This window comes from Streptomyces sp. NBC_01233 (assembly GCF_035989305.1).
Lineage (GTDB): Bacteria > Actinomycetota > Actinomycetes > Streptomycetales > Streptomycetaceae > Streptomyces.
In genome coordinates this window covers 970,044-982,949 of record NZ_CP108514.1, presented here as the reverse complement: position 1 = coordinate 982,949, position 12,906 = coordinate 970,044, and the positions used below count along the sequence as shown (strand labels likewise).

The following is a 12,906-nucleotide window of genomic DNA, read 5'->3' as shown; positions in this document are numbered from 1 at the left end:
TCGCTCCCAAGGAGCGTAAATGCCCATATTTGTCCCCTATTTCTCGGGGGCGACCGGGAGTGACTCCCGTCACTTCCGGTGACGTACGGGACATGGCTTCCGCAGACCGGGGCAAGCGCGCACGAGCAGCACCACCGCGGGTAGGCCGCGGTGCCGGAATCGGAGGTACAGCGCGTCGTGTCCGAACAGACGACCATCCACATCGCCGGGACCTGGCGTTCCGCGGTATCAGGAGCCACCCGAGAGGTCCTCGACCCGGCGGACGCCACGGTCCTCGCCGTCGTCGCCGAGGGCGGCATCGCGGACACCGACGCGGCCGTCAGTGCCGCCCGCGCGGCCTTCGACGGCGGGGAGTGGCCCCAGACCCCCGTCCTGGAGCGGGCCGCGCTCCTGCGCCGCACCGCCGACCTGCTCCACCGCGACCGCGAACGCCTCGGGCTGCTGGAGAGCCGCGACGCGGGCAAGACCCTGGAAGAGGGCCGCGTGGACGTGGACTGCGTCGCAGACGCCTTCCGCTACTTCGCCGACCTCGTCGCCGGCGAGAGCCCCGGCCGGGTGGTCGACGCCGGTACCCCCGACGTCCACAGCGTCGTCGTCCACGAGCCCGTCGGGGTCTGTGCCCTGATCACCCCGTGGAACTACCCGCTCCTCCAAGCCTCCTGGAAGATCGCCCCTGCCCTCGCCGCGGGCAACACCTTCGTGCTCAAGCCCAGCGAGATCACCCCGCTGTCCACGGTGGCCCTCATCGGCCTGCTGGCGGAGGCCGGACTGCCGACCGGCGTCGCGAACCTGGTCACCGGACCCGGCGACCCCGTCGGCGCGCGCCTCTCCGCCCACCCCGACGTCGACCTCGTCTCCTTCACCGGCGGTCTCGCCAGCGGTACGAAGGTGATGCGTGCGGCCGCCGACTCCGTCAAGAAGGTCGCCCTCGAACTCGGCGGCAAGAACCCCAACGTCGTCTTCGCCGACGCCTGCACCACCGAGGAGGGCTTCGACACCGCCGTCGACCAGGCCCTCAACGCCGCCTTCATGCACAGCGGCCAGGTCTGCTCCGCCGGTTCCCGGCTCATCGTCGAGGAGAGCGTCGCCGAGCGCTTCGTCGCCGAACTCGCCCGCAGGGCCGACCGGATCCGCCTCGGCCGCGGCACCGACCCGGGCGTGGAGTGCGGACCGCTGGTGTCCGCCGGCCAGCGCGAACGCACCGAGGAGTACGTGGCCTCCGCCCTCTCCGAGGGAGCCGTGCTCTGCTCCGGAGGCAAGCGGCCCGACGGGCCCGGGTACTTCTACCGGCCGACCGTGCTGGACCGCTGCCACCGGGGGATGCGCGTCGTACGGGAAGAGGTCTTCGGGCCGGTCCTGACCGTCGAGACCTTCCGCACCGAGGCCGAGGCCGTCGCACTCGCCAACGACACCGAGTACGGCCTCGCCGGCGCGGTGTGGACCTCCGACCCGGGCCGCGGCCGTCGCGTGGCGGGCCGGCTGCGCCACGGCACCGTCTGGATCAACGACTTCCACCCCTACCTCCCGCAAGCCGAGTGGGGCGGTTTCGGCAAGTCCGGCACCGGGCGGGAACTGGGCCCGTCGGGCCTGGCCGAGTACCGCGAGACCAAGCACGTGTACCAGAACCTCGCCCCGCGCCCCGTGCGCTGGTTCGCGGGCTGAAGGAGGAGCAGAGCCGTGACCATCCCCACCCCCACGCATACGTACACCCCCGCCCCCGCGGAGCAGCAGCAGGTGCAGGAGTACGACTACGTCGTCGTCGGCGGCGGCACCGCCGGCTCGGTGATCGCCTCCCGCCTGACCGAGGACCCGGACGTCACCGTCGCCGTCATCGAGGGCGGCCCCAGCGACGTCGACCGCCCCGACGTGCTCACCCTGCGCCGCTGGATGGGCCTGCTCGGCGGCGAGCTCGACTACGACTACCCGACCACCGAGCAGCCCCGCGGCAATTCGCACATCCGCCACAGCCGCGCCCGCGTCCTCGGCGGCTGCTCGTCGCACAACACCCTGATCGCCTTCAAACCGCTCCCGTCCGACTGGGACGAGTGGGAGCAGTCGGGAGCCGAGGGCTGGGGCGCGGCCGCCATGGACCCGTACTTCGACAGGCTCCTCAACAACATCGTCCCGGTGGCCGAGAAGGACCGCAACGCCATCGCGCGCGACTTCGTCGACTCCGCGCAGACCGCCCTGGGCGTGCCGCGCATCGAGGGGTTCAACCGGAAGCCCTTCCACGAGGGCGCCGGCTTCTTCGACCTCGCCTACCACCCCGAGGACAACAAGCGCTCCTCCGCGTCGGTGGCCTACCTCCACCCCGTCATGGACGAACGCCCCAACCTCCGGATCCTCCTGGAGACCTGGGCCCACCGCCTGGAACTCGACGGCACCCGGGCGCGCGGAGTCCGCGTACGGGCCGCGGACGGCACGCAGTCCCTGGTCACCGCACGCCGCGAGGTCCTGGTGTGCGCCGGCGCCGTGGACACCCCGCGGCTGCTGCTGCACTCGGGCATCGGCCCGCGCGCGGACCTGGAGGCCCTCGGCATCCCGCCGGTGCACGACCTGCCCGGGGTCGGGGAGAACCTGCTCGACCACCCCGAGTCGGTGATCGTCTGGGAGACCGACGGCCCGATACCGGAGAACTCCGCGATGGACAGCGACGCGGGCCTGTTCGTCCGGCGCGACCCCGACTCCGCGGGGCCCGACCTGATGTTCCACTTCTACCAGGTCCCCTTCACCGACAACCCCGAGCGCATCGGCTACGAGCGCCCCGCGCACGGAGTGTCGATGACCCCCAACATCCCCAAGCCGCGCAGCCGCGGCCGGCTCTACCTGACCAGCGCGGACCCCGAGGTGAAACCGGCCCTGGACTTCCGCTACTTCACGGACGAGGACGACTACGACGGCCGGACCCTGGTGGACGGCATCAAGATCGCCCGCGAGATCGCCGCGACGCAGCCGCTCGCCGGCTGGCTGGGTCGCGAGGTGTGCCCCGGCCCGGAGATCACCGGCGACGAGGAGCTGAGCGCGTACGCCCGCTCCGTCGCGCACACCGTCTACCACCCGGCCGGCACCTGCCGGATGGGTGCCGCCGACGACCCTGCGGCCGTCGTGGGCCCGGACCTGAAGATCCGCGGGCTCGAGGGGATCCGCATCGCGGACGCCTCCGTCTTCCCGACGATGCCCGCGGTCAACCCGATGATCGGAGTGCTCATGGTCGGCGAAAAGGCTGCCGAACTGCTCGCCCGGGACGGTGGTAACCGATGACCACCCCCGCCGCATCCGCTACCCCCGCCGCCTCCGCCGGCCCCGCCACCGATCCGGCCGCGTCCCCCGTCTTCTCCGTGGACGGCCTCTGGAAGGTCTTCGGTCCCGACAAGGCCGCCGCGAAGGTCCCCGGCTCCGCCGACTCCGACCTGTCCGCCGCCGAACTGCGCGAGCGCACCGGCTGCACCGCCGCCGTCCGCGATGTCACCTTCGACGTCCGCAAGGGCGAGGTCTTCGTCGTGATGGGCCTGTCCGGCTCCGGCAAGTCCACCCTCGTACGCTGTCTGACCCGGCTCATCGAGCCCACCGCCGGAAGCCTGGCCATCGACGGCGAGGACGTCCTCGCCATGGACGCCACCCGGCTGCGCGCCCTGCGCCGCCACCGCGCCGCCATGGTCTTCCAGCACTTCGGCCTGCTCCCGCACCGCACCGTCCTCGACAACGTGGCGTACGGACTGGAGATCCAGGGAGTCGGCCGCGGCGACCGCCGGCACAAGGCCGCCGAGCTCGTCGCCAAGGTCGGCCTCGAAGGACTGGAGGACCGGCGCCCCGGCCAGCTCTCGGGCGGCCAGCAGCAGCGCGTCGGCCTGGCCCGCGCCCTCGCCGCCGACCCCGAAGTGCTCCTGTTCGACGAGCCGTTCAGCGCCCTCGACCCCCTCATCCGGCGCGAGATGCAGGAGGAGGTCGCCCGCCTCCACCACGAAGAGGGCCGCACCATGGTCTTCATCACCCACGACCTCGCCGAGGCCCTGCGCCTGGGCGACCGGATCGCGCTGATGCGCGACGGCCGCATCGTCCAGCTCGGCACGCCCGAGGAGATCGTCGGCTCGCCCGCCGACGACTACGTACGGGACTTCGTCCGCGACGTCCCGCGCGAACAGGTGCTCACCGTCCGCACCGCGATGCGCCCCGCCGCTGCCGGCGAGGCCGAACAGGGACCCGCGCTGGCCCCCGCCACCACCGTGGCCGAGGCCATCCAAGCCGTCGCCCTCAGCGGCGGTCCGGCCCGCGTGGTCGACCGCGGCCGCTGCCTGGGCGTCGTGGACGACGCGGGGCTGCTCGCCGTCGTGGCCGGGCTCCCGGCCGCAGCCGGACGGGGGGTGGCGGCATGACCTGCCCGGCCCGTCCCCAGGTCCCCGTTCCCGACGCCCGGAGGTGGTGCGCGTGACCGCGACCCCGACCCACACCCCGCCCGACCCCCGCGGCGCCGCCCCCGCGCAGGCCCCGCGGACCTCCGGACGGTCCGCCGGCCCGCGTCCCTCCCGCACCGCGCCCGCTCCGCGGGACCGCCCCCGCAGAGCCCTGCCCGGCCTCGCCGGGCGCCGCGGACTCCTCCTCCCGATGGGCGTCGCCGCCGCCCTGCTGATCCCGCTCGCCGTGGCCTTCCCGGGCGCCGGCAGCTGGCCCGCGGCCCTGGCCGTCGACCTGTCCGGCCCGCTCGGCCGCGCCGGCGACTGGATCATCGACCACCGCGACAGCCACTGGCTGTTCCTCTACTTCTTCGGCCACGTCAGCAACGCCGTCGTGGTGTCCGTCCGCGCCGTGTACGTGGTTCTCCTCGCCGCCGGATGGACCGGGGTCACCGCCCTGGCCGCCCTGGTCGCCTGGCGACTCGCCGGCATCCGGCTCGCCCTGACCTGCGCCGCCGCCTTCGCCGCCTGCGGACTGCTCGGCATGTGGGTGCCGACCATGCAGACCCTCGCGCTGATGGTCGTCGCCGTCGCCGCCTCCGTCGTACTCGGCGCCCTGCTGGGCCTCGCCGCGGGGCTCTCCCCGCGCGCCGACCGCATGCTGCGCCCCGTACTCGACACCATGCAGATCCTGCCGGCCTTCGCGTACCTGCTGCCGATGGTGCTGGTCTTCGGCATCGGCGTGCCCGCCGCCGTCCTCGCCACCGTGGTCTACGCCGCCCCGCCCATGGCCCGCCTCACCGCCCTCGGCCTGCGCGAAGCGGACGCGGGCGTCATGGAAGCCGCCGCCTCGCTCGGCGCCACCGGCCGCCAGCGGCTGCTGACAGCCCGTCTCCCGCTCGCGCGCCGACAGCTCCTGCTCGGCGTCAACCAGGCCATCATGACGGGCCTGTCCATGGCCGTCATCGCCTCCGTGATCGGCGCCGGCGGCCTCGGCGACCGCGTCTACCAGGCCCTCGCCTCCGTGGACGTCGGCGCGGCCCTGGCCGCCGACATCCCGATCGTGCTGCTCGCCGTGGTACTGGACCGCACCGCCGACGCCGCCGGCCGCCGCATCGGCGCCGACCCCGTACCCGCTCACGAACAGCACCTGCTGCGCCGGGTGTTCTCCGGCTGGTACGGCCGCCTGCTCACCCTCCTCGCGGCCGTGGCCGCCGCGGTCGCCGGCCGCATCGCCGGCAGCTCCCTGTGGCCCGAGTCCTGGACCGTCTCCCTGGCCGCCCCCGTGAACGCGGCCGTCGCCTGGATGACCGACCACCTCTACTCCGGCGTACCCGTCGTCGGCGGCACCGCCGACTGGGCCGCCCGTTTCACCGGCTGGATCCTCGACCCGCTGCGCAGCGGGCTCCAAGCCGCTCCCTGGTGGCTGCTCCTGCTCGTGGCCTGTGCGCTCGCCCTCCTGGCCGGCACCTGGCGCACCGCACTCACCGCGGTCCTCGCCCTGGGCGCCGTCGGAGTGCTCGGTGTGTGGGAAGCCTCCCTGGACACGCTCTCCCAGGTCCTGGCCGCCGTGGCGGTCACGCTCGTACTCGGCTTCGCGATCGCCGTGGGCGCGGCCCGCAGCGTCCGGGCCGAGCGGCTGCTGAGGCCCGTCCTCGACGTGTGCCAGACCCTGCCGCAGTTCGTCTACCTCATTCCCGTGGTCGCGCTGTTCGGCGTCGGCCGCGCACCCGCCGCCGCGGCCGCGGTGGTGTACGCGCTCCCGGCCGTCGTCCGGATCACCGTCCAGGGCCTGCGCGAGGTGGACCCCACCGTCGTGGAATCCGCCCGCTCGCTCGGCGCGACCCGCTCACAGTTGCTGCGACAGGTCCAACTGCCCCTGGCCCGGCCTGCGTTGCTCCTGGCCGTCAACCAGGCCGTGGTACTGGTCCTCGCCGTCGTCATCATCGGCGGCCTGGTCGGCGGCGGCGCGCTCGGCTACGACGTCGTCCTCGGCCTCGCGCAGGGCGACCTGGCCACCGGCCTGGTGGCCGGCGCCGCGATCGTCTGCCTCGGCCTGCTCCTCGACCGCGTCACCCAGCCTTCGAAGGAGGCCTGACATGCGCGACGCACACCACCGGGCCCTCGGCCCGCTTCTCGGCCGCCGGCGCAGCGCGGCCGTCCTCGCCGCCGCGACCGGACTCGCCGTCCTCACCGGCTGCGGGGCCGCCGACATGACCCGCCAGTCCTCCCCGTACGCCGCCGCACAGGGCGCGAAGACCGTCACCCTCTCCGTCCAGTCGTGGGTCGGCGCCCAGGCGAACACCGCCGTCGCCGCCTACCTCCTCGAACACGAGCTGGGCTACCGGGTGGACACCGTCCAGGTCGACGAGGTCCCCGCGTGGGACGCCCTCAGCCAGGGCCGCGTCGACGCCATCCTGGAGGACTGGGGCCACCCCGAACAGGAGAAGCGGTACGTAGAGGGCAAGAAGACCATCACCCCCGGCGGGGACCTGGGAGTGACGGGCCACATCAGCTGGTTCGTGCCCACGTACTTCGCCGAGGCCCACCCCGACGTCACCGACTGGAAGAACCTCGACAAGTACGCCGACCAGCTCCGCACCCCCGAGAGCCGCGGCAAGGGCCAACTGATGGACGGCTCCCCGTCCTACATCACGAACGACAAGGCACTGGTGAAGAACCTGGGCCTGGACTTCGAAGTGGTCTTCGCCGGCTCCGAGGCGGCCCAGATCACCCAGATCAAGCAGTTCGCCAAGGAGCACAAGCCCTTCCTGACGTACTGGTACGAGCCGCAATGGCTCTTCGAACGCGTCCCGATGACCGAGGTGAAGCTCCCCGAGTACACCGAGGGCTGCGCGGACGATCCGCAGAAGGTGGCCTGCGCCTACCCGCACACACCGCTGCAGAAGTACCTGAACACGCGCTTCGCGGAGTCGGGCGGAAAGGCGGCCGACTTCCTGAAGAAGCTCCACTGGACCAAGGCGCAGCAGAACGAGGTGTCCCTGATGATCGCCGAGGAGAAGCTGTCGCCGGAGCAGGCGGCGAAGAAGTGGGTGGAGCGCAACGAGAACGTGTGGAAGCCCTGGGTGCAGTGACGACCCCTCCGCGCCCTCTCCCCTCCCGGGCGGGAGGAGGTGAGGGCGCGGGGACGCCCACCAGCCGGACCGTACTGCCGGTCCGCGGAGCCGCATGGCACGGCCCGCGGCGGGATGCGGTGGACGGGCGTTACGGCGCCCGTCATGAGGTCACTTGCAGGGCGCGGCTCGATGAGGCAGGCGTCTGGCGTGCGGTGTTCGGCAACGAGAGCCGCGAGCCGTACGTCTTCTTGTTGGAGCCTCTCCCTGAGCGGCCGGACACCCTGGACATGCCCGTCGCCTGCTTCACCGACAACAGGGGCACACGATGGCGCCCGGATACGCACGGCGATCTGCACGAGGTGCATCGGCGCTCCTGAAGCGGTGCGGGCAATGTGAGCGGCATGAAAGACAGTTCTGACTCTGTTCCTGCGGATGTCGGCGACCGCCAGGGGACTTCGCCGGCGGGTCGATCCAAGCCAAACATCACTCAACGTGTTTATCACGCCTCACATGGGAAACGCTGAGTAGCTACAAGAGAATTGGGTCAAGGCGAAAGGCGGGAATCATGTCCGTGAGCATCGGAATCATCCTCGTCGTGGTGACGGCGGTCATCGCTGCGATCACGCTCGCCCCGGCGGTGGCGCCCGAGGAATCCGACCAAGGCGCAGCCCGGTCCCGTGATGAGGACGCACGCAGGACCGGTCGGAGCCGGCGTCGCCCCCGCCGGCTGCGCCACATCCCACCGCAGCAGACCGGGGACCGCAGGCGAAGCTTCGGCTGACCGGAGGCAATTGCCCAGCCCGCAGGGGGACCCGCGGCCATCGCGGGCCCCCCTGACCGGGGTTACGCCATCGCGCCGAAGACCGGGGGCGCCAGGGGGCAGTGGATCAGGGTTCTGGGAGGTGTGATCGGAGGTGGCTGGGTAGGGCGGCGGTTCCGCGGCTCACAGCGGTCCCCGTACAGCAGGAGGACTGCCGCGAGCATCGGAGTGCAGGTCAGGAGTATGAACGTCATAACGTCGCCTGCGCCGTCAGTGAGACGACAGTCTGGGCCGGCTGCTGCGTCGCCGCGGCGGCCGCGTGCAGGAGGCGTTCCACGGCCCGGGAGCGGTTCGCGAGCCTGAGGCGGCGTCCGTGCCGGGGCCACCATTCGAGGACGGCCAGGAAGGCGGAGTCGGCGAAGGTGACGCGGGAGGCGTCCAGTACCAGGCCGGTGTAGCCGTCGTCGGCCGCCGAGGCCAGGAGCGTCCGCAGCGGGGCGGCACTGAAGTGGTCGATCTCCCCGCTGAGGCCGACGACCAGAGTGGCGCCGAGGGTGGTGCAGGAGTGGACGACTATGCCGCAGGGCGCGGTGTCAGCGCCCGAGTCGTGCACGGTGGGAAGGGCCAGGGGCGCGAGAGCGGCGGGCAGTATCGGGGCGGTGTTTGAGGTACTCACATCCCCATCAACGCTTCCCACCCGGTGCCGGGAAACGAGCCACGCGATCCTTTCACCCCATGTGACCAGTAGCGATCCCCGACAGGAGGAAAGACTCCACCCGGATGAGGCGTCAGGCGCCCCGCCGCGCGGCGGCATTCGGTGCGCTGCCGGCCCCGGTCCTGCCCGGCGAGACGTAGCGTGGCCCCATGCAGTCGATCCCGGTGTCCTGGACCGCCGCGAACGCCCGCCGGATGGACCGGCAAGGACTCCTCACCCCTGCCACGACCGCCGGTACCTCGCCCGCCGACATCGCCGGGCGGATGCTCGGCGCACACGCCCAGGTGATGTCCGCGGCGGAACTCTCCATCGCGCTGCGCCTGGACGGCGCGACCCGCACCGACGTACGCGACGCGCTGACCGGCGGACCCGGTCCGGCCCGCGGGCAGGGCCCGGGAGGGCGACCGGCCGCGCTGGTCAAGACCTTCGGGCCGCGCGGCACCATCCATCTGCTGCCTGCCCAGGACCTGCCCTGGTGGACCGGGGCCCTCTCCGCTCTGCCCGCCCGCCCCAGCACCTTGAGCCCAGAAGCCCGGATGACGGCGGCCCAGACGGACGAGGTGCTCGCAGCGATCGCCGACGCGCTCACCGGCGCCGAACTGACGGTGGACGAGCTCACCGAGGCGATCGTGGCACGGACCGGTTCCTGGGCCGCGGACCCGGTCATGCCCGCCTTCCAGACGCTGTGGCCGCGCTGGCGCCAGGTCACGCACACCGCCGCGCAGCGCGGAGTGCTGGCGTTCGGCCGCGATCGGGGCCGCAAGGTCACGTACACCAATCCCGACTGCGCCCCTGCCTCTCCCGCCCGCTCGCTGCACGAGCTGGTGAACCGCTACCTGCGCGCCTACGGACCCGCCACCGCCGAAGACTTCGCCGCCTGGCTCGCCGCCCCCAAGGGCTGGGCCGCCGCGCTCTTCGCCTCCCTCGCCGAGAAGGACCGCATCGAGGCCGTGGCCTGTGCGCCCGGCCGCGCATGGGTCGCCGCCGGCGACACCGCCTTCCCGGACGAACCCGCGCGTGGCCTGAGACTGCTGCCCTACTTCGACGCGTACGTCGTCGCCTGCCGCCCCCGCGAACTGTTCTTCTCCGGCTCTGCGGCCACCCGGGCCCTGGCCGGCGGCCAGGCCGGCAACTACCCCGTCCTCCTGGTCGACGGCACGGTCGCCGGTGTCTGGCACCAGCGACGTACGGGCCGCCGCATCGCGCTCACCGTGGAACCGGTGGCCCGACTGAACGCGGCCAACCGCCGTGCACTGGACGAACAGGTGGCACGTACGGGCGCCCTGTTCGAGGGAACTGCGCACCTCACGCTCGGCAAGGTCACGGTGGGACCCCACGCCTGACCCGCACTGCCCCTCTCATGGTCCGGCATGGGTGGTGGCCCGACGGACGGGCGGGAGTCTGCTTCCATCAGTGGGCGCAGTGACCTGCGGGACGGCCCTCAGATGCGGTGTCGCCCGGGCTGGGCACGGTAACGCGCTGAGCTGCTGGTGCGGCTCGGCGTGGTGGCGGTGACGGGGCTGCCGAATCTGCGGCTGCCCCGTGCGGTGCCGCCCTGCGGCGGCTGTGCGTCAGCTCTGTGCGGTGTCGTCGCCCGCCTGCCCGGCGCCCTCAGCTGCGCCGGCCTTCTCGCGCATCTTGCGCACCAGCTCCGCCTTCTGGTCGGCTGCACCCCGGCGGTCGAGGTTGCGGTGCGGACCGTTGTTCTGCCGTTCGGCGCGGGACAGCTTCTTGCGCTGGCCGCCGCCCTGACCCACGGGGTTGTTGATGTTCTTGCTGTCGGTCACGGGTTCTCCCGGTGGTGATGTGAAGTGATCTACGGATTCATCGGTGGGGGACGGGTGCGGTGATGTCGAAGGACGTCAGCAGGGGCCCCTCACGCTCTCACTCGTAAATCTGTGTCTGGAAGAACATGACAAAGACGTTACCCGGTCCCGTCGGCCCCGCGCGCCAGGCTTTTCGCCGCCCCGGCGTCGGCCTGGCCTTCGGCGAGCGCCCGGGGGCAGCCGTCTCCCTCCGGGAATCCCACCATCGCCAGCACCCGCCAGCACCCGCCAGCACCCGCCAGTGGTCGCCGCCCGCCCGAGGCAGGTCCAGATGCGCGCTACTGGGCCGCCGCGGGCGGTGAGGGCCTGGGCCGCTCGTGCGGCGGGTTCACCGGCAAGCTGCACCTGAGCGCCGACGTGCGTTGCCGCCCGCCTCCGCACGGGCTCGTGCGGAGGCGGGCGGCCACCCGTGTTCGACGAGCAGCGGTACAAGAAGCGCCACACACGATGGCCTCTGTCATGGGGACGTCGGAGGCGTCCAACCCGGATCGCGCCCGCTCAGCCCGACTGCCCGGTCCAGTAGCGGGGCGTCGTCGGGTACAGGCACGACGGGGCCGAAGATGCCCCCGCCGCGGCTCTCGTCCTCGGCGGCCGCCAGGAGGAACGCATGCGAGGCGCGCAGCGCGGCCTGGTCCGGTGCGTACTCCTGGCCGGTGGCCCGGGCCAGGTCCCAGCCATGAACAACCAGTTCGTCGGCAGCCACCGCACCCGCGATTTCACCGGGTAGGTCCACGCCGCCCGCGCGGGTCATACCGGTCCAGGCGGCAGGATCCCTCCAGGCCTCGGCCAGCTCGCCGAGGACCCGGGGCAGTTCCTCGCGCCAGTCGGCGGGCAGGGAGGACGCGGCCGGGTCGGGAGCCGTGTCGGTCGTGGGGCCCAGGTCCTTGCGGGCGGCGTCGCGGAAGGCGACGGCGAGGCCCGTGAGGTGATGCAGCAGGACGCTGACCGCGTACTCGGGGCAGGGCGTCGGGTCGGCGAGCCGGGCGTCCGGTACACCTGCCGCGAGACGGGCCACGATCCGGGCCTGTGGTCCGAGGTCGAGAGTCGTCGGATGCGTCATCTGCCGCTCCTTCGGGGCGATGGGTCTGAAGGGTAGACCGGCGGCGGAGCCCATACTCATCGCGACGCGGACCGAATGTTCACCCGGCGCGTACTGATCCCGGATCGACCGTGTCAGTGGCTGGTGACAGGATCCAGGGGTGCTGATCAAGGGATACGACGACGGCCCTCTGGTTGCGGGCGAGTCACTGCTGACGCGCCGCGGCTTCTGGTCGAACTACCTCCTGGAGATGTGCGCCGATGGGTCGAGTGCCGCGCATCCTGTCCCGGAGTGGTTCGGCGATGACGGCGCCGATACCGATGCCATGTCCGAGGTCCTCTTCGATCCCGAACGCTGGCCCGTGTTCCGGGTGCCGGCCGAAGACGGTTCCGGAGCTGTGGTGATCTTCCGCAACATGGTCGGCGAGTACGGCATCGACTACCTCCTCACCCGTCCAGGCGGGGCTCACGCCCAGCAGATCGCCAGCTGGGAAGGAGACCTCTCGGGGACCGGGCTGACCTGGCACGAACTGGTCCGCCTCGCCGATACCCCGCCCCCCGGCGCCGAAGGCGTCGAGGACACGGCCGCCCGCCTCCTGCTGGTCCTTCCCCTCCTGACGGATCCGGACGTGCCGGAGGAAGCGCCGGCAAGGCTCGGCTCCGCCCTGACTTCGGCCGGGGTGCCGCGGAACGCCGCCCCTCACACCGTGGAGCACCTGCTCACCCGCCTGACGAGAGGATCGCGACACGATCCCACATGGGGGTCGCCGCTGAGCGGCAGCCAGGAGACGGGCCGACGCCGCTGCTCCAGCATGGATCGGGCTTGGCGCCGGTCAGGCCGGCCAGCTCGGCCGTCCGCATGGCGCGGCTCAGCGGGCTGCTGAGGACGGCGACGAGACGGCGGCGGGCCAGCCTCGGAGCAAGAGCCCTGGCCGCAGCCTCGCCCACGCCGGTCAGCGGAACGTCGGTCCGGCCCGCGTGCTGTCCCGACAGGCTCCACTCGGTCTGGCCGTGCCTGATCACGATCAGCTCACCCATAGCCGCGCACGCTATCTGATCTTGTGGCATGCCGAGACGGCTTCACTCGGCCGAAGCCACG

The 12,906-nt window shown here is 72.4% G+C and carries 11 protein-coding genes and 1 pseudogene; 8 read left to right on the top strand and 4 right to left on the bottom strand.

Annotation, left to right across the window (positions count from 1 at the left end; genetic code table 11):
• Nucleotides 1–177: 177 nt before the first annotated feature.
• The 6 genes from OG332_RS04980 to OG332_RS04955 all read left to right on the top strand — a co-directional run bounded on the left by OG332_RS04980 (nucleotide 178) and on the right by OG332_RS04955 (nucleotide 8,249).
• Nucleotides 178–1,662, top strand: coding sequence for an aldehyde dehydrogenase family protein (locus OG332_RS04980; RefSeq protein ID WP_327412277.1), 1,485 nt, complete (start codon nucleotides 178–180; stop codon nucleotides 1,660–1,662).
• A gap of 72 nt (nucleotides 1,663–1,734) precedes the next feature.
• A complete protein-coding gene (locus OG332_RS04975) occupies nucleotides 1,735–3,261 on the top strand; it encodes a GMC family oxidoreductase (RefSeq protein ID WP_442816333.1) in 1,527 nt (508 codons plus the stop codon).
• Nucleotides 3,258–4,373, top strand: coding sequence for a quaternary amine ABC transporter ATP-binding protein (locus OG332_RS04970; protein WP_327412276.1), 1,116 nt, complete (start codon nucleotides 3,258–3,260; stop codon nucleotides 4,371–4,373). Before OG332_RS04975 ends, OG332_RS04970 begins: the two co-directional genes overlap by 4 nt.
• Nucleotides 4,374–4,602: 229 nt before the next feature.
• Nucleotides 4,603–6,489, top strand: coding sequence for an ABC transporter permease subunit (locus OG332_RS04965; protein ID WP_442816332.1), 1,887 nt, complete (start codon nucleotides 4,603–4,605; stop codon nucleotides 6,487–6,489).
• Between the two features lie 115 nt (nucleotides 6,490–6,604).
• On the top strand, nucleotides 6,605–7,486 hold the full coding sequence (locus OG332_RS04960) for an ABC transporter substrate-binding protein (RefSeq protein WP_327419116.1): 882 nt from the start codon (nucleotides 6,605–6,607) through the stop codon (nucleotides 7,484–7,486).
• Between the two features lie 553 nt (nucleotides 7,487–8,039).
• On the top strand, nucleotides 8,040–8,249 hold the full coding sequence (locus OG332_RS04955; RefSeq protein WP_327412275.1) for a hypothetical protein: 210 nt from the start codon (nucleotides 8,040–8,042) through the stop codon (nucleotides 8,247–8,249).
• Nucleotides 8,250–8,478: 229 nt separating this feature from the next.
• On the opposite strand, the gene OG332_RS04950 is transcribed toward OG332_RS04955, so the two are convergent.
• Entirely contained in the window at nucleotides 8,479–8,904 is a 426-nt protein-coding gene (locus OG332_RS04950; protein WP_327412274.1) for an STAS domain-containing protein, read from the bottom strand.
• Between the two features lie 188 nt (nucleotides 8,905–9,092).
• Between OG332_RS04950 and OG332_RS04945 the strand changes: the two genes are divergently transcribed.
• Nucleotides 9,093–10,286: a winged helix DNA-binding domain-containing protein gene (locus tag OG332_RS04945; RefSeq protein ID WP_327412273.1), complete on the top strand. Its 1,194-nt coding sequence runs from the start codon at nucleotides 9,093–9,095 to the stop codon at nucleotides 10,284–10,286.
• Nucleotides 10,287–10,514: 228 nt separating this feature from the next.
• On the opposite strand, the gene OG332_RS04940 is transcribed toward OG332_RS04945, so the two are convergent.
• The gene (locus tag OG332_RS04940) at nucleotides 10,515–10,730 is read right to left on the bottom strand and encodes a DUF6243 family protein (protein ID WP_327412272.1); all 216 of its coding nucleotides are present in this window, start codon (nucleotides 10,728–10,730) and stop codon (nucleotides 10,515–10,517) included.
• A 496-nt stretch (nucleotides 10,731–11,226) separates the two neighbouring features.
• Complete coding sequence (locus OG332_RS04935; protein WP_327412271.1) at nucleotides 11,227–11,829, bottom strand: TIGR03086 family metal-binding protein; 603 nt, start codon at nucleotides 11,827–11,829, stop codon at nucleotides 11,227–11,229.
• 139 nt (nucleotides 11,830–11,968) lie between these two features.
• Here OG332_RS04935 and OG332_RS04930 point away from each other — a divergent pair, with 139 nt between their 5' ends.
• Nucleotides 11,969–12,691 (top strand): hypothetical protein, encoded by a 723-nt coding sequence (locus tag OG332_RS04930; protein ID WP_327419577.1) that lies wholly within the window; start codon nucleotides 11,969–11,971, stop codon nucleotides 12,689–12,691.
• Here OG332_RS04930 and OG332_RS04925 read toward each other — a convergent pair.
• A pseudogene (locus OG332_RS04925) lies at nucleotides 12,621–12,845 on the bottom strand (histidine phosphatase family protein); the annotation flags it as partial. The gene OG332_RS04930 and the pseudogene OG332_RS04925 sit on opposite strands and share 71 nt — an antisense overlap.
• Nucleotides 12,846–12,906: the final 61 nt, after the last annotated feature.

Bases quoted from the DNA above. Each gene is read 5' to 3' on its own strand.
- OG332_RS04970 (WP_327412276.1), top strand. From the start codon at position 3,258: ATGACCACCCCCGCCGCATCCGCTACCCCCGCCGCCTCCGCCGGCCCC.
- OG332_RS04965 (WP_442816332.1), top strand. From the start codon at position 4,603: ATGGGCGTCGCCGCCGCCCTGCTGATCCCGCTCGCCGTGGCCTTCCCG.
- OG332_RS04960 (WP_327419116.1), top strand. From the start codon at position 6,605: ATGACCCGCCAGTCCTCCCCGTACGCCGCCGCACAGGGCGCGAAGACC.
- OG332_RS04945 (WP_327412273.1), top strand. From the start codon at position 9,093: ATGCAGTCGATCCCGGTGTCCTGGACCGCCGCGAACGCCCGCCGGATG.
- OG332_RS04935 (WP_327412271.1), bottom strand. From the start codon at position 11,829: ATGACGCATCCGACGACTCTCGACCTCGGACCACAGGCCCGGATCGTG.